We start from the raw sequence: 15,180 nt of genomic DNA on the forward strand, positions 1-15,180 counted from the left end.
ACAACCGACGGCATTCGCGACCTCCTCGAGAGCGACGAAACGACACCCCAGCACTCCCACACCGACGCCGCCCCTACCCATGACCAGCGAAAACACAGTCGTCAGACCCGGAAAGACAACAGCGTCTGACATCAAAACGCCGAACCACCACCGACAAAAACTGGCAGATCATCACCCGTTCTCCAGCTTTGGAGGAAAATTTGGTTGGGCAAGCTGTTCTTGCAGAAACCAGCAGCCGCGCCACCAGCACCGGCCTGGACACCCCCAACCCCGACACGACCTCACCCCACGCACCCGGCTCCCCCACCGAAAAGGCCTTCCCCTCGCGGACACCAACACCCACCACGGTGCCGCCGCACAGCCCTCTAAAAGATCAGAAGTACCGTTCCCGAGACAGCGGCATGGGGCGGGGTGTACCGCCCCATGACAGCCATGACGGCACCAGGTACCGCCCCGCGTCAGTGACCACGCCCTCGCTCAACACCCGACCAGCGAGAAAGCCCCGATATGACGCACCGTCACTGACACCGCCCCACTAACACCAAACCAGCACATCGCACCACGGGCGCGGCACCGGTGTCATGCCCATAGAGGGCGCAGCGCCGGTAGCACTGGCTAAACCGGGTTGTTCTGGAGCAGCAGAACAACCCAGCCGGTGCGTGGCCGCAGCGGCGCCCGCTGCGACCGCGAGGCCGGCCTTGCTGTACGAGCAGCACCCGTGTGCCGACCGGGCCATGTAAATGCTGCGCTGCCTTCCGAGCCCCCATTCAACGACTGTGCAGCACGACCAGGAGCACGAGCAGCACCAGGAGCAGCGGGAGGGTGGCGGGTGGCTGCTACACCTCGATGAACGCCACGACCACCACGGTCTTCAACGCGGTCACCCAGTACACGAGGCGGACCCGTTCGACGTCGTCGAGGTACTGGCGCAGCCGCGGGCCGTTGCTGTCGCCGGGGAGGAGTTCGCCGGCGTCGGGGTCGACGGAGAGGACGACCAGGGCGCGGTCGAGAGCGTGGAGCTCGGTTTCGCTGGTGAGGGAGTCCAGCTGCTTGGCGGCGGAGTCGGAGAACGCGATCCGGGCGCGGCGGCGCGGGCCGTGCGGTGCGGGCATCAGGCGACGGCCGGGCGCTGCGCGGTGAGCCGGGCGAGGTGGGTCTCGCGCAGGTCCTCCCACGGCGTGCAGCCCTCCACCGGGGGCAGGCCGTTGGCGGCGATGTCCTCCAGGACGGCGGCGAGCTGGTCGGCGCTCTCCCGGGTCCGGGCCGCGTACGCGCGCAGCCCGTCAGCAGCGTCAGCCTCCAGCTGCTGCCGGACGGTGGTGTCGGCGGGGGCCGGCTGTTCGCTCATCGAGGGCTCCAGAGGGCAGAACTGGCGTTGCTCACCACGGTATCGCCGGGCCGGGGGGCCCGGGGCCACTCCGGCTGAACCGCCCCTCGTGACTACGTTCCGTACTGCTCATAAGCGCTCGGAAGATCAACTCTTACGTATCACGCTCCACCCCCGAAACCGCCCTAGAAGCCCCTGCGGGCCCCGAGAAACGGACATACAAGGACACGTTCGAGGTTGCGTGACGCTTTCCCGAGGGAACGTGACAGCCGGTGTCACGCTCACGCTCAGTCAGCGTGACACGCGGCCGGTGTCCAGTGACAACGGACCTGGACCGTCTGCCACGGAAGTTGGATCGCCGCCGCATCCGGAACCTACCTCCCTCGGTCGCGCGAGGTCCCGTCGTCCGCCGCCGGCATCCGCTCTTCTCCCCCCGCGGAGCGGCGCAGGAGCATCGCTGGCCTGATCACCGCGTAGACAACCGAGAACATCACGCAGCGAGCCACCAGCTCACCGCCCCAATCTCTGTCGGTCAGCAGGGTCGTACCGGCGCCCGCCGCGATTCCCAGGACGACCGGCACTCCCACCCACAGCCACCAACGCCTCATACCCGCCGAATGCCCCAGGCCCGCAGTCCTACTTCGATGGCAACTGGTCCAACTTCAATGTCAAGGGACAGCCGGAAGGGCGTGGTGCGGTCAGCTGGCGTCGAAGCGGACGCGGGCGAGGAACGTGGCGAGGTCACCGGCGGCTTCGGGTTCCGTAGTGGCGAGCCGGGCCGCGAACGCCAGCTGCTCCATGTCCGCGTCGGGGACCAGGCGGACGAGTTCGGTGAGCAGCGCGGCGTGCGCGAGGACCGGCGGGGTGAGAAGGCCGGCGGCTTCCTCGCGGTCGGCCGGGTCGCGGTAGTGCCCGAGGTACGCGGCCAGGGAGCGGGCGAGCCAGGCGTCGACGTCGTCCTGGACGTAGCCGCCGGCTTGCCGGGTGAGTTCGTCGCGTACGGCTTCGTCCCCGGCGCGGGGCTCGGTCTGCTCCAGGGTGCCGAGCTCGCGCAGCGCCTGGAGCTCGTCGGCGCGGGCCGCGACCCGGGCGGCCTCGCGCAGGTCGGCTTCCCGGGCGGCGGCGGCCGCGGCTTCGGCGGCCAGCTCGGCCTGGACGACGGGGTCGGTGTCCGGGTCGTAGGCGGTGCCCGTCGGCGCGGTGGCGAGCAGCTGGTTGATGCGTTCCCACTCCGCGAGTTCCGCTGGGCCGCGGGCGTCGTCGGCCAGGTCCTCGTGCCGGGACGCCTGCCGCGCGTCGAACCGCGCGTCATCGAGGGCCTCCGCGATCGCGTCGGCGTCCATGCCCTTCGCCCGGCGCCGTACGACGCGATGGCCGATCCGGGCCGGGTCGACCGGCTCCCGGGGTACGGCAACGCGCGGGGCGAGCGGGCGGCGGACGGTACGCGGGGGCGGCCAGGGCGTGGTCATCTTCAACCTCGTCTTCGTGGTGCGGATTCGGTGTCTGTCACCGAAGGTGCGCGAAGCTTGGTGAGTGTCACCACCTCCGCTGGAACCGCTCCTCCTCGGGTGATGTCTGGGCAGACGTGGCTGATCTTCTGTTCCTTGCTGTGCTCTTTGCACCCTTCCTGGCGTCCGGGGTTCTCCTGGGCGCTGCCATCGTCTTCGTCCTACGGGTCCGCAAGCAGCGACCGATCCTGGTCGGGCGCCTGCCAAACCTCGCCACCTCCGTCGTGCTGGCGGTCATGGCCGGCGCAGCGGCGTTCGGAGCGTACTCGTGGGGCGTGATGTCGGGGTTCTACATTTTGGACCCGGATCAAATGTGCGCGGCGCAGGGCGTACCTGGCGATCACGTAGTGACGCGATGGACGTTGCCGGTCAGTGCACAGTGCGTCACATCGGACGGCGTGGGAACCGAGCTGGCGTCAGGCTGGGTGAATCCTGTGATCTTTGCAGGCCTCGCACTGCTGCTACTGGCCCTCATCACAGGATTCCTCGCAGCGGTGCGCCGACGCCCTTCCCCGCGGTGAAGCGTTCGACCGCAGTGTGCCTCCGCGCCCACGAGGCACATCTCGCTCACTGCGACGCGCGCTCTTCAGCTCGCACAGTCACCCCTGCGTGCTCCGTTGGCCGCTGGTGACAACACCCTTGTTTCGGTGACAGCTATCGTGCTTCGGCTCATCTGGTTTATAGCAGGTCCGGTAATTTCGGCCGGGTCAGAACCGGAAAGAAATTGACGACACGGACGTGAAATCCGCGCGCAGCCCGTTGGCCCGGGTGCCCCATTCTGTGAAATACGACTTTGTGATGGCCTCCGCGACGATGGGATGCAGATCCTCCTCCGTCGCACCGGCCTCCTGGAGCTCCAGGATCTGCTTCACGTAGGTGGGCGAGATGTCCGTGGTGATATGGCGCTCGCGGCCGTCGTCCGAGCTGCCCGTGCACGTGAACCCGAAGTACGCCGTGACGTCCGCCATCATCCCCTGGGAGGTGGCCGCCGCCACGTGTGCCTGTGCCCTGACCTGGGGTTTCCACTCGGATTCGGTCTCCTCCACCAAGGCGCCGCCAGGCGCTTCTGCGGTGTCGTCAGCTTCCCGGATGGGTAGCGCTCCACGGTGCGGCGCGAGACGCCCGGCCGCTCTGCCAGAGCCTTGGCCGACCCCTTCGCCCGCGTGAGGAGGAATTTCACCTGTGCATTTGCGGACTTCGGAGCAGGCCGGGTGAAAACCTTCCGCTCCGCCCGCGCGAGGGTTTCCAGGACCTTGCCGCGGCGCGGGGCCGGCTGCTGCTGCTCGTGATCGCTTATACGTTCCAGGAGGCCACGGATCATTGAGCCTTTTCCAACCTCACGTTGAGGTGTGCTGGGGGACAGAGGCTGCCTGGACCATCATTGCGATGCGATGCCACCTGCCGGAGTGAACGCGACCCGATCCGCTGCCTGCACCTTCGATCCTCGTCGGCGTCTCGCCCCTGGCAGGCGGTGCCACCACTGTCGCCCAGGGCTCGCTCCGGATTCTGGATCGGGCCCCGCAGGCAGGCGCGTGGTGCCCCCGCAACGCGCCTTGCGAGAATGCTTCCTGCACGCATGTTCGATCGGGGGTGGGTTCGTTGGTCTGGTTCGCGGAGAGGTTCCTCTGGGACGGGGAGCGTCCTGAGTGGGCGTGGGTCCCATCGAAGTCCGTGGGGCCCATACGGTTTGGTCAGAGCAAGGAGGAAGTCTCAGCCGCTCTGGGCGAGCCGATCACAGGGTGGGGCGAGATGTATGCGCGTTGGTATCCCTTCTCCGGAGTTGGCATCGACACCTACTACGACCAGGAGTCCCAGACCTTGGCTGCAGTGGCTGTTGACGCCTGCCGGGGCCCCCAAGTCAGCCTCGACGGCACTCCTCTGGTTGGCCGGCTGCCCTCGGAACTCGAACCCTGGCTTGAGGAGACCGCGTCAACACTTGAGGATCCGACTCTGCCCGAGTATGTCGACGGGCTGCGCTTCGGGCCCCACGGGGAGCCGTATCTCCTCAGTCTGGGATTGATCCTGCGCTGCCAGCAGAACGGTGACCACGCCCGCTGTCGCCCCGTGTTCCTTGCTCCTCAGTGGGCCATGCGAGGCCAGGAATGGATCGAGGACTTGGTCCCCGAGAGAGAGTGGCTGACGTATTGAACCGCTTCGTGACGGGTGGCTGGGTCGGCTGCCCCGGCGGCGGGCATGAAGAATGTTCCTGGTAGACGGGTTCCCGACCATGATCACCAGCCCGCCAGGAGCTTTCGCGTGCTTGTCTACCCGTCCGGTATTGATCTGTCCAGCCGTGCCCTGCAGCACCTCGCCGGTCTCCTCGCAGGTCACCGCCGTCAAATCGGCTCCCGGTGGCGTCGCCTCACCTGTGGCCGGCAGGCCCTGCTCGTCCTGGCCCACCTGCGCTGCGGCGACACCTACGCCCGTCTTGCAGCGGGTTTCCGCGTCGGGATCGCGACGGTCTACCGGTACATACGCGAGGCCGTTGACCTCATGGCCGCTCTCGCGCCCACGCTGGAACAGGCCATGACAGCTGTGCGGAAGAAGGCGTACGTGATCCTCGACGGCACCGTGCTGCCGATCGATCGCATCGCTGCCGACCAGTCGTACTACTCGGGGAAGAAGAAACATGAAGTTTCCCCGTGATCCTGGACACTCGTTCGTTATGCCGCGAGGGCGTGTTGATGCCGCTGCCTGGTCTCGGCCGGGGTGAGGTAACCGAAGATTTTTTGTTTGCGCAGGCGGCGGCGGTTGTAGAAGGTCTCGATGAAGTTGAAGACCTCGGCGCGGGCGGTAGCCGGTCGGGCCAGGTCCGGGTTCCGATCTCCTCCTTGAGTAGGGCCCAGAAACTTTTCGCTGCGGCGTTGTCGAAACACGAGCCGGTGCGTCCGCAGCTCTGCCGTAGCCCCAACTTGATTATCTGACAACGGAATTGAGACGACGTGTACTCGCTTCCGCGATCACTGTGGACCACGCATCCGGACTCCAGATCGCCTCGGCCGTGGGCCATGTCGAGGGCGTCCACGACGAGCTCGGCGCGGTGGTGGTCGGCCATCGCGTAGCCGACGACCTCGCGGGTGGCCAGGTCCAGCCAGCAGGCGAGGTAGAGCCAGCCCTCGCCCGTCGGAAGATAGGTGATGTCGCCGACCAGCTTGGTGCCGGGGCGCTCGGCTTGGAAGTCGCGGCCGACCAGGTCCGGGGCCGGCTTCACCTTCGCATCCGGCCGGGTCAGCGAGCGCCGCCTGCGGCGGGTGACGCCGGGCGGTGTGCCCGTTGGAGAGAGGCCGGCGGCACAGGCCCGGCGTCGCCGTCGGGCGGCTGGCGTTGACTCGTACTACGGGGCTGTGAGGGTGTCGAGCCGGGCGGCGAGGTCGGGGTGGGCGGCGGCCAGGTGGGGGCGGGCGGCGGCCAGGGGGGCGATGAGGTCGGCGGGATCGTCGTGGGCGAGGGCTGCGTGGAGCTCGCTGAGCGGGCGGCGGGCGGCGGCAGGAAGGTCGGTGAGGGCGGTGACCTGGCCGGCGAGGCGGCGCAGGTCGGCCGCGTTGCGGCGGGCCCAGGCGGCGGTGGTGCGGTCGGCGGCCCGGGCTCGGCGGGTGGCCGTCACGCGCTGTTCGCCGGTGGTCCCTGCGGGGCCGGGGCGGCCGCGCAGGTAGCGGCGTTCGGCGGCCTGTCGGCTGGCGACGCCGAGGGGGCGGGCGAGGTCGGCCCAGCTGGCGCCCGCGTCGCGGGCGGTTTCGATCAGGCCGGTCTCCCATCCGGCTAGCTGCTCGCGGACCTGCCGCAGCAGCGACAAGGAGGCCAGGGCCTGTTCCGGACCGGGGGCGGGGGCGGTTGGGGTCTCGTGCTGGGCTTCACGCAGGGCGTCGTCGATGGCGTCAAGGGCCGCCGCGGCGGCAAGGAACGACACCGGGCTGTGGGCGTCGGCGCGGGTCGGGGGCGGCTGGTCGGCCGGGGTCACGGGCACCTCCCTCAGGTTGTCATCAGGCAGACGACATCTCATTTGTCATCCATTGGATGACATGTTACAACGGTGTCAGTGAAGCGCATTGGCAGTAACTGCCTGAACCTGCTGGAGGTGTTTTCACGATGTTGATGCGCACTGATCCCTTCCGTGAGCTGGACCGGCTGGCGCAGCAGCTGATGGGCCCGGGCACCTGGTCGAAGCCCTCGGCGATGCCGATGGACGCCTACCGCGAGGGCGACGAGTACGTGGTGGCCTTCGACGTTCCCGGCGTCACCGCGGACGCGCTCGACATCGACGTCGAGCGGAACATGCTGACCGTCAAGGCCGAGCGCCGGCCGGTGGCGAAGGGTGACGACGTGCAGGTGGAACTGTCCGAGCGGCCGCTGGGCGTCTTCTCCCGCCAGATCGTGCTCGCCGACACCCTCGACACCGAGCACATCAAGGCCGACTACGACGCGGGCGTGCTCACCCTGCGCATCCCGATCGCCGAGCGCGCCAAGCCCCGCAAGATCTCTGTCGGCGTCGGATCCGGCAACAAGGAGATCTCCGGCTGACACCGGCCGGACAGGTGCGGAGGACGGGCACCTGATCTCCCCCTCACCCCGCCCTCCGCACCCCCACGGGCATCCGAATGGAACAAGAAGGGGTGGCGGCCGAGATGGCTCTGCGACGCGAAGCGTTCCTCGACCGCGTCAAGGAACGCGGCGAGTACGACACCGTGGAGGAAGCCGAGCGCGCGGCCCGCGTGGTGCTCCCCTGCTCGGCGCGCACCTGGTCGGCGAAGCCCGCGCCCAGCTCGCGGCACGCCTGCCGGAGGAATGCGCCCTGATCCTGCTCAACCCGCTCCGGAGCGCCGAACCGCTGCCACCGGAGCGGTTCCTGCGGGCCACTGCGGCCTGGATCGAGGGCGCCACCGAGCACACCGCGACCTGGGACGTCGGCGCCGTCCTCTCAACGGTCGCCGACACGGCCGGCGATGACCTGCTGGGCCAGATCCTGCTCCAGCTCCCCACCGGCTACGACCTCCACTTCGGCCGCCCCCAGCCCACCTGACCACCCTGGCTCCCATGAAAGGAATCCACCGCAGTGATCACCGACGTACGCGTACCGCTTGAGCGCCAGCAGCCGTACTCGACGGTGTACGAGCAGATGCTGGAGAAGGTCCGCTACGAAGGCGCCTACCCCACCCGCGAGCGAGCTGAGGAAGCCGTCCACCTGGTCCTTTCGGGGCTGGGACGCCAGCTGACCGGCGACGAACGCGTCGACCTGGCGCGCTGCCTGCCCCGGGAGGCCGCTCGTGTGCTGACCGCGCAGATCCCCGACCCTCAACCGCTGACCGGATGGGCCTTCGTCAAGGACCTCGCCGCCCGCTCCGGCGCCTCCCTGGCCACCACCCGCTGGGACACCGGCTCCGTCTTCGCCGCCGTCACCGCCCACACCGGCCCCGACCTCATCACCCGCATCCTGCACCAGCTCCCCGCCGGCTACGCCCTGCTGTTCGGCCGCGCCGAACTCACCCCCGCCGCGTAAACGGCCGGTGCCCTTCCAGCGCCACGGGAGGTTGGACGACGGTCCACGGCCCGCGCACTCCGCAGGGAGAGGCCGCCGCTGCCCCGGCGTGACAGCCGGGCTCCGGGCGGGGCTGGAGCCATGACGAAGACGAGGCTGCCCGGGACGCCGAGGCGTCCCGGGCAGTAGGTGCGGGCGCCAGCCGCGAAGCCACTCGGGGCAGATGCAGGTCTTCGCCGTCTCAGGCCGAGGCCGGCGGAGCGGACGACTCGGCGGCGCGGCGGTATTCGGCGTTGATGCGCTGGGCTTCTTCGAGCTGGTCTTCGAGGATGACGATGCGGCAGGCGGCCTCGATCGGGGTCCCGTGGTCGACGAGCTCCCGGGCCCGGGCGGCGATGCGCAGTTGGTAGCGGGAGTAGCGGCGGTGCCCGCCCGCGGAGCGAAGCGGGGTGATCAGGCGGGCCTCGCCGATGGCGCGGAGGAAGCCCTGGGTGGTGCCGAGCATCTCGGCGGCCCGGCCCATGGTGTAGGCGGGGTAGTCGTCGTCGTCGAGACGGCCGAAGGTGTCGTCTGCTGTCATTGCACCTCTCTGTGGAACACGCTTGAGGGGCCCTGGTGTCGTTCGACACCAGGGCCCCGGAGGAACTGCTACACCATCTGCCGGCCCTGGTACTGCGCCGGCGCTCTGTTTCCGCTGACCCGACGGGAATGCTGTCGGGGGTACGGGGATCGCGGTTGCTTGACCGGAGACCACCTCACTATCGATGTCCTGCGGTACCCGGGCTCAAGACTTCCGCCCGGGCGATCCTGATGGCGCCTGGCTCCTCCGTTCTTTCCTCGGTGATCAACTGCGTACTGCTGGCACTGCGGTACTGCTCACGGCGGCCCCTGAGCACTGCGGGCCACCCGGTCCGGTCGCCAGTCCCGTCGCCGTCCTGCAACAACCCTGGCTTCGAAACTCCACTCCCGCACCGTCCTGCCAACTGCAACTGCGGCACTGCTGCCCGGCAGTTCGTCTCTGCCAGACCCTGCTGACTTCCTGTGTTACGAGAGAAACCATAACCAGGCCACCACCCAATGTCTACTCCAGCCACCACAGATTTTCGCGCGTTCGACGATGAGATAATCGAACTCAAACAGCACCGAGAGCCCGAACGCACGATCGAGTTCCGTCCGGATCGGACTGCCGTTGACACCGCGACCGGCGAGCGGCTGCAGTGGTTCTCCCTGTGAGGCGATGAGCAGCAACACGGCGAAGGGGCCCGTACGTAAGGACGGGCCCCTTCGCGTTCCGGCCGCCGCGCACAGGAGTACAGCGGCCGGCTGTTACTGGGCGCCGACGGGGGACGGGGCCCGGTGGTTCGGTACGGCCCGAGCGCCACACGCAAGCCGCCGTCGGCGGGCCCGTCCCAGGGCGCCGTTCGTCCCGGCCGACGTGTCCGCGTACATCAACGTTTCGCTCGTCGTACTCACGTTTTCAGGACGAAGCGGCCTGTATCTGCGTGGTGGCCTGGGAGCGGGGGGTCTTGGCACCAGCCACGCCTACGCCGATGGTGCGGGGGTCGACGGCTTCGAGGGGTGAGCCGACCGTGTACGGGCCCTCGGGGTCGTCGGGCCGGTTGGGGCGGTCGTGGGGCAGGAGGAAGAACGTGCGGCGGACGAAGAGGCCGCTGTCCGGCAGCGCCCGCGCCTTCGGGGCAAGGTTGGTGTAGCCGACGAGCCGGCCGTCGCGTTCGTAGCGGGGCTTGCCCCGGCGTGTGGTGACCTTGTCGAGGGCCTGGCGGACGTAGTCGAGGTCCTCGGTGCTCTCCAGCCAGACGATCTCGGCTTCCTGGGCGAGATCGCCTTCCCGCGGCATCGCGCTCATGTCGCCTCCTGATGGTCCGCGGCCAAGTAGCCGCCGACAGGTGTCCTGTTCATACTGCCCCGCCTTCGGCGGGCCGGCGGAACTCCTGGCGCGGGTACCTCTCATCGTACGGTTGTTCTTCCCCCCCCGGCCTCGGGGTGCCAGTCGTTGTCATGGCGTTGCTTCCTCGTCCGTGTCGCTGTCCTCGGCGAGCAGGGCGAGGCCGGGGTAGAGCTTGGTCGCGTTGTTCTTGATCATGTCCGCCGGTGAGGCGAGGCCTAGCTCCTGGCGGATGCGGGCGGCGAACGCCCGGCTCGTGGAGGGGCGGATCATCTCCTCCGAACACCAGCGACCGTAGACCTCGTAGAGGAGCTTCTGTTCGACGCGCGGCTCCGGGTTGGGGCGGCCGTCGGTGCTGCGGGTGCAGCGTTCGGTGAGGAAGCGGCCGACGTGGTCCTCGGTCGTCTCGTACGCGGCGGTGGCCAGGCGTACGGAGTCGGGGCCGGTCAGCGGGTCGCGGGTGGTGAGGTAGAGGCGGGCGCCGTCGATCAGCCACTGCAGGATGCCCGGGCCCTCATCCTGTACGAGCTCGGCACCGAGGTTGTCGATCTTCAGCTCGTTCGGGACCGTGCGCTCGAACGGGATGAGGCGGATGCGGCGCCAGAACGCGTGCCCGCCGGTCCCGACCTCGGGACGGTGGTTGCCCAGCAGCCACAGCTTGTGCGTCGGGGCGAAGGCCATGAAGTCCTGCCGCATCCGGCGCGCGGTGATGCGGTCGCCGCCGGTCAGGAGCTTGACGCGGGACTCGTTGAACTTGTCGTTCTGCTTCAGCTCGCTGCACACCACGATCCGCCGGCCATGGAGCTCGGTCAGCTCCGTGCTGTGCTCGGCTAACTTCCCCTTCTCCATCAAGAAGCCCGGCGGGGCGGCGTTGGCGTAGTCGCCGAGGATCTGCGTGATGGTCTCCAGCAACACCGACTTGCCGTTGGCCCCCGTGCCGTAAAGGAACGGCAGGACCTGGGCGCCGACGTCGCCGGTGATCGAGTAGCCCAGCAGCACGTGCAGGAATCGGGTGGTCTCCAGTCCCTTCTCGTCCTCGCCGAAGGTGTCGCTCAAGAACCGCTGCCACCGCGGGATCGGCATGGTGCGAGGGGCGACCTGGGTGGCCCGCGAGTGCATGTCACTGAGCGGGTTCGGGTCGCTGAGCTTTCCCGTACGCAGGTCGACCACCCCGCCCGGCGTGCACAGGGCGTAGATGTCACCGTCCAGGACCTGAGGGTCCAGGCGCATCCCGGGAGCCGCCTGGGCCTGGAAGAACATGGCCTTCACCCCCGCCGTCGACTCCGAGCGCCTGCGGTGCGCGGCAATGTCCCGGCTGCTGAAACGGTCTTTCGGGTCGGTGTCGGCGAAGCTCTCCGCCATGTCGCCCGCCGCCCAGACCGCTTCCTCCTCCCCTCCGATCAGTCTCCACCGGTAGCGGTCCCACGCGTGCCAGCCCATCCCGATCACGTACCGGAACTGATCCGCGTACAGGCGGGCGAACAACTTCGCGTTACCGCGATCGGTCAACGCACCCGGCAGCACCCCCGCGTCCGGGACCGGGAAGCGGGCATCCGACTGCTGGGCAGGAAGAACCGGCTGCCCCGAGGGAAGGCCGCGGCCGTGCTCAAGAACCTGCTCGGCTGCGCCCTGCGCATCGAACCGCGCCGGCTCGGCGCTCATGACCGTCCCCGAGACCGGGCTCGGCACCCGGCCTCCGCGTACGGCGCCCACCGGGCCACCCCGTCCAGGAGGTGTTCCCGGCCGGCGGCACCGTCGGCCCGCGGGGCATGGCCCGTCGACGAGGTCTCGGGCTGACGGAACAACGGCTGTCCTTGTCGACGTACGTGCTGGGGCAAGGCCGCCCGGCCCACGCCTAAACACCACTGACCTGGCTTTTCTCTTCACGGGACCGAATGGGACTCAGCCCGCTACGGGGCCGAAGCATCAGCTACCGGTCGGTGGTTGTCCGCGTGGACGCCGATGTCGCGCCCCGGCCGGTGCTGGTGAAGCTGAAGGCACCGATCCGGCTGAGCGGACGCAATGCCACCGCCGACCGTAACCGACTCCTCCAGCTCGCCCGGGAGGAGCCGTCGGCGAGGGTGCTGCCCATGGGGCAGAACGTCATGTCCCCGAACCTGGAGAGGGACAACGAGGGCCAGCCCACCGCCGACTTCATCCTGCGTACCGGCATCAACCTCCCGATGGGAGAGGCCGGCGCCTGGCGCCCGCTGTCGGAGAGGACTGTCGCTGCCCTCGCCCAGGCACTGGACGACTCCGCCTTCCCCACGGCCCTGCGCAACCCCGGGGACGGTGCGATCGACTACGCCACGGGCTTCCGCCAACTCGGGCACAACAGGGCACGGAAGGCGCGGCTGGTGTGGCAGGCCACCGGCCGGCCCGCGGACAAGACGCACCTGGTCGAAGCGGTCGTATCGGTCGACCTTCCCGAGCCCTATGGCTCTGCGGCGACATCTCCGGTCGCAGGCCCGGCCACGCGGTACTGGTCATGACCCGGGCCGGATCGCGACCGACCTCGCGGTGATGGTAGCTGCCGGCGGCGAGGCCATCACGGATCTGGCCGTTCTGCGCGACCAGCGCGAGGTGTTCGGCCCCATCGCCTCGACACCGACTGCCTGGAGGCTGCTGGCCGCCGTCGACGAACGCGTACTGGGCCGCCGGGCCCAGGCCCGGGAAGTGGCCTGGCTCCAGGCATCCGAGACCAGCTGTGGCATACCGGCGGCGAAAGCCGGCGGACGGGAAGTGCCCGGACTGGTCCTGGACATCGACGCCACGCTGATCACCTGCCACTCGGAGAAGGTCCAGGCCGCACCCACCCACAAAGGCGGCTTCAGCTTCCACCCCCCTGCTGTGTTTCCTGGCCAACACCGGCGAGGCCATGTCCGGGCGCCTTCGGCCCGGAAACTCCGGAGCCAACACGGCCGCGGATCACATCGCGGTGCTGGACGACGCTCTCGCGCAGATCCCCCACGCCCACCGGCACGGCACCGACATCCTCGTCCGCACCGAGTCCGCCGCGCGATCCGGGCCCTGCCCGAGCAGGTCTGGCACCCCGCCCTGGACCAGGACAGCACCCTCCGCGAGTCCGCCGAGGTCGCCGAACTGACCGGCATGACCGACCTTGCCGGCTACCCCGCCGGCACCCGCATCATCATCCGCCGCGAACATCCCCACCCCGGAGCCCAGCTCTCGCTCTTCGACCAGGACGAGGGCCTGCGGCACCAGGCGTTCCTCACCGGCACCCCGTTCACCTCCGGCCCGGCCCAGTTCCTTGAGGTCCGCCACCGCGGACACGCATGCGTCGAAGACCACATCCGGTGCGGCAAGACCACCGGCTTCGGCCGCTTCCCCTCCCGCCGCTCCGGCGTCAACGCCGCCTGGCTCGAACTCAGCCTCGCGGCGATCGACCTCCTCGCCCGGACCCGCGTCCTCCTCCTGGACGGCGAACTCGCGACGGCCGAACCCAGCAAACTCCGCTACCGGCTCCTGCACGTCGCCGCCCGGATCACCCGGGGCGGCCACCGCCTCCACCTCCGGATATCGGCGACCTGGCCCTGGCGACACGAGCTCGCGGCCGCATTCCACCGACTGACCGCACTGCCCCGCCCCGCCAGCTGACCCGCCGCCCCCGCCCACCTCGACCCAAGGACCTCGGAGAACCCGACCCCGCGTCGGGCCCTCACCATGCCCACCGGCCGACCCAGCCTCAAACAACCTCGCTCAGCCGCCCAGCAACCCCAACCGAAACGCCGAGGCTAGCTGACCAAGATCGTTCTCAGCGCCAACCGCTGTACCGATGTTCCCCGAGGCCTAACTCCCCTTTCAAGCCATTACGGGGGAAGGTCCGGACCCGGGAGGGAATGCCTGCTTAGATTCTGGCGCCCGATCAAGTGCCGCACACTTGTACGTCCGCCGTGGACCGGGTGCTGTCCCGTTCGATTCGAAGGGAACCACTGTGAGAACTGCCCGAGCACTCGCCGCGTTACTGGCGGCGATACTCACCTCCGCCCTGATGCTGACGGGAACGGCCGCCGCGGCGCCGGCCCCGGACCCGGCTCCCGCCGGCGTCGCGGCGGACGGAAAATACTTCCAGGGGCAGGACTGGGGCTTCTCCCCGGCCATGGCGGAAGCCAACGCGACAGGCTACGCACTGAGCATCGCGAAGCAGGCGCGCTATCAGGGATGCGTGCCGGCGGGACCGACGCAGTTCCAGTACAACGGCGACATGTACCTGGCGACCGTGGTCCTGTTCTGCACGCCCATGCCGCCGATCACCGGCGGCCCGATCGTCGGCGTCCACTCCAGCAAGTGCGTGGACGTCAAGGGCGCCAGCAAGGCGGACGGTGCCCCGATCCAGCTCTACAACTGCAACGGCACCGAGGCCCAGGCGTGGACGATCCACGCGGACGGCACGATCCGGGCCATGGGCCGGTGCCTCGACGTGCAGTACGCGAAGACCGAGGACGGCTCACTCCTGGGCCTCAACACCTGTCACGGCGCGGCCAACCAGCGCTGGGAGAAGCTTCCGAACGGGCTGCTGCGCAGCGTCCACTCCGGCAAGTGCCTGGACGCGCTCGGCTGGGCCACAGGCAACGGCGCCCGGCTCGGCATCTGGACCTGCGCCCCCAGCCACACCAACCAGCAGTGGACCGGCGCGGGGATGAACACCTGAGCCATGGACGAGCCGGGCGCGCGGAGCGAAGCCCCGCGCGCCCGGCGGTCGGCCCGGACAGCCGACCCCGACCGCTCTCGTGCCCGGCGCGCCTGTTCGTCGAGCAGCCGGGCTGACCGTACCGGCCGCCGGGGTCCGGTCCATTAATCGAAATGCCCCGCTCAGCGCGTACAAACCCGGCGGCCGGGCCTTCTACACCCCGCCCCCGACACGCCCCACGGGCCGTTCGTCTGGGACGGCAAAGGGTCTGTCAAACGATCGGCCCTGTCTCATATTCGGTGGTGACGCAGAGTC

Annotated in this window: 15 protein-coding genes and 4 pseudogenes; 10 read left to right on the top strand and 9 right to left on the bottom strand. The window is 69.2% G+C overall.

The window, feature by feature from the left end; genetic code table 11:
- Window positions 1-836: 836 nt before the first annotated feature.
- The 3 genes from E6P78_RS10910 to E6P78_RS10920 form a co-directional block, all read right to left on the bottom strand.
- Window positions 837-1,112 (bottom strand): hypothetical protein, encoded by a 276-nt coding sequence (locus tag E6P78_RS10910; protein WP_136203359.1) that lies wholly within the window; start codon window positions 1,110-1,112, stop codon window positions 837-839.
- Window positions 1,112-1,348: a hypothetical protein gene (locus tag E6P78_RS10915; RefSeq protein WP_136203360.1), complete on the bottom strand. Its 237-nt coding sequence runs from the start codon at window positions 1,346-1,348 to the stop codon at window positions 1,112-1,114. Before E6P78_RS10915 ends, E6P78_RS10910 begins: the two co-directional genes overlap by 1 nt.
- 677 nt (window positions 1,349-2,025) lie before the next feature.
- A complete protein-coding gene (locus E6P78_RS10920; protein ID WP_136203361.1) occupies window positions 2,026-2,796 on the bottom strand; it encodes a hypothetical protein in 771 nt (256 codons plus the stop codon).
- 116 nt (window positions 2,797-2,912) lie between these two features.
- On the opposite strand from E6P78_RS10920, the gene E6P78_RS10925 reads away from it, so the two are divergent.
- On the top strand, window positions 2,913-3,356 hold the full coding sequence (locus E6P78_RS10925) for a hypothetical protein (protein WP_136203362.1): 444 nt from the start codon (window positions 2,913-2,915) through the stop codon (window positions 3,354-3,356).
- Between the two features lie 186 nt (window positions 3,357-3,542).
- Here E6P78_RS10925 and E6P78_RS10930 read toward each other — a convergent pair.
- Window positions 3,543-4,156 (bottom strand): annotated as a pseudogene (locus tag E6P78_RS10930) (terminal protein).
- A gap of 278 nt (window positions 4,157-4,434) precedes the next feature.
- Between E6P78_RS10930 and E6P78_RS10935 the strand changes: the two are divergent.
- The 3 genes and pseudogenes from E6P78_RS10935 (at window position 4,435) to E6P78_RS10945 (ending at window position 5,759) form a co-directional block, all read left to right on the top strand.
- Complete coding sequence (locus E6P78_RS10935) at window positions 4,435-4,983, top strand: hypothetical protein (RefSeq protein WP_240799137.1); 549 nt, start codon at window positions 4,435-4,437, stop codon at window positions 4,981-4,983.
- 108 nt (window positions 4,984-5,091) lie between these two features.
- Window positions 5,092-5,475, top strand: a pseudogene (locus E6P78_RS10940) (transposase family protein); the annotation flags it as partial.
- Window positions 5,476-5,477: 2 nt separating this feature from the next.
- Entirely contained in the window at window positions 5,478-5,759 is a 282-nt protein-coding gene (locus tag E6P78_RS10945; RefSeq protein WP_136203363.1) for a hypothetical protein, read from the top strand.
- Window positions 5,760-6,169: 410 nt separating this feature from the next.
- On the opposite strand, the gene E6P78_RS10955 is transcribed toward E6P78_RS10945, so the two are convergent.
- Window positions 6,170-6,793, bottom strand: a complete 624-nt coding sequence (locus E6P78_RS10955; protein ID WP_136203364.1) for a type III effector protein — start codon at window positions 6,791-6,793, stop codon at window positions 6,170-6,172.
- A 128-nt stretch (window positions 6,794-6,921) separates the two neighbouring features.
- On the opposite strand from E6P78_RS10955, the gene E6P78_RS10960 reads away from it, so the two are divergent.
- The 3 genes and pseudogenes from E6P78_RS10960 to E6P78_RS10970 all read left to right on the top strand — a co-directional run bounded on the left by E6P78_RS10960 (window position 6,922) and on the right by E6P78_RS10970 (window position 8,329).
- Window positions 6,922-7,353 (top strand): Hsp20/alpha crystallin family protein, encoded by a 432-nt coding sequence (locus E6P78_RS10960; protein ID WP_136203365.1) that lies wholly within the window; start codon window positions 6,922-6,924, stop codon window positions 7,351-7,353.
- Between the two features lie 104 nt (window positions 7,354-7,457).
- A pseudogene (locus E6P78_RS10965) lies at window positions 7,458-7,852 on the top strand (DUF2267 domain-containing protein).
- 33 nt (window positions 7,853-7,885) lie between these two features.
- Window positions 7,886-8,329: a DUF2267 domain-containing protein gene (locus E6P78_RS10970; RefSeq protein WP_136203366.1), complete on the top strand. Its 444-nt coding sequence runs from the start codon at window positions 7,886-7,888 to the stop codon at window positions 8,327-8,329.
- 220 nt (window positions 8,330-8,549) lie between these two features.
- Here the strand turns inward: E6P78_RS10970 and E6P78_RS10975 are convergent, their stop codons facing one another.
- The 4 genes from E6P78_RS10975 to E6P78_RS10995 all read right to left on the bottom strand — a co-directional run bounded on the left by E6P78_RS10975 (window position 8,550) and on the right by E6P78_RS10995 (window position 11,876).
- Window positions 8,550-8,888: a MerR family transcriptional regulator gene (locus E6P78_RS10975; RefSeq protein WP_103554942.1), complete on the bottom strand. Its 339-nt coding sequence runs from the start codon at window positions 8,886-8,888 to the stop codon at window positions 8,550-8,552.
- 464 nt (window positions 8,889-9,352) lie between these two features.
- Window positions 9,353-9,559, bottom strand: coding sequence for a hypothetical protein (locus tag E6P78_RS10985; protein WP_136203368.1), 207 nt, complete (start codon window positions 9,557-9,559; stop codon window positions 9,353-9,355).
- Between the two features lie 226 nt (window positions 9,560-9,785).
- Window positions 9,786-10,175: a DUF6009 family protein gene (locus tag E6P78_RS10990; RefSeq protein ID WP_136203369.1), complete on the bottom strand. Its 390-nt coding sequence runs from the start codon at window positions 10,173-10,175 to the stop codon at window positions 9,786-9,788.
- A gap of 150 nt (window positions 10,176-10,325) precedes the next feature.
- The gene (locus E6P78_RS10995) at window positions 10,326-11,876 is read right to left on the bottom strand and encodes a phage/plasmid primase, P4 family (RefSeq protein WP_136203370.1); all 1,551 of its coding nucleotides are present in this window, start codon (window positions 11,874-11,876) and stop codon (window positions 10,326-10,328) included.
- 290 nt (window positions 11,877-12,166) lie between these two features.
- On the opposite strand from E6P78_RS10995, the gene E6P78_RS11000 reads away from it, so the two are divergent.
- From E6P78_RS11000 to E6P78_RS11010, 3 genes and pseudogenes are all read left to right on the top strand, one after another.
- Window positions 12,167-12,706 carry a hypothetical protein gene (locus E6P78_RS11000; protein ID WP_136203371.1) on the top strand — a complete coding sequence of 180 codons (540 nt, stop codon included), beginning with the start codon at window positions 12,167-12,169 and terminating at the stop codon, window positions 12,704-12,706.
- Window positions 12,684-13,832 (top strand): annotated as a pseudogene (locus E6P78_RS11005) (transposase); the annotation flags it as partial. The gene E6P78_RS11000 and the pseudogene E6P78_RS11005, both read left to right, overlap by 23 nt.
- Window positions 13,833-14,169: 337 nt before the next feature.
- Entirely contained in the window at window positions 14,170-14,886 is a 717-nt protein-coding gene (locus E6P78_RS11010; RefSeq protein WP_136203372.1) for an RICIN domain-containing protein, read from the top strand.
- Window positions 14,887-15,180: the final 294 nt, after the last annotated feature.

The sequence above is a fragment of the Streptomyces sp. A0958 genome, assembly GCF_004795035.1.
In the GTDB taxonomy this organism is placed as follows: Bacteria; Actinomycetota; Actinomycetes; order Streptomycetales; family Streptomycetaceae; genus Streptomyces.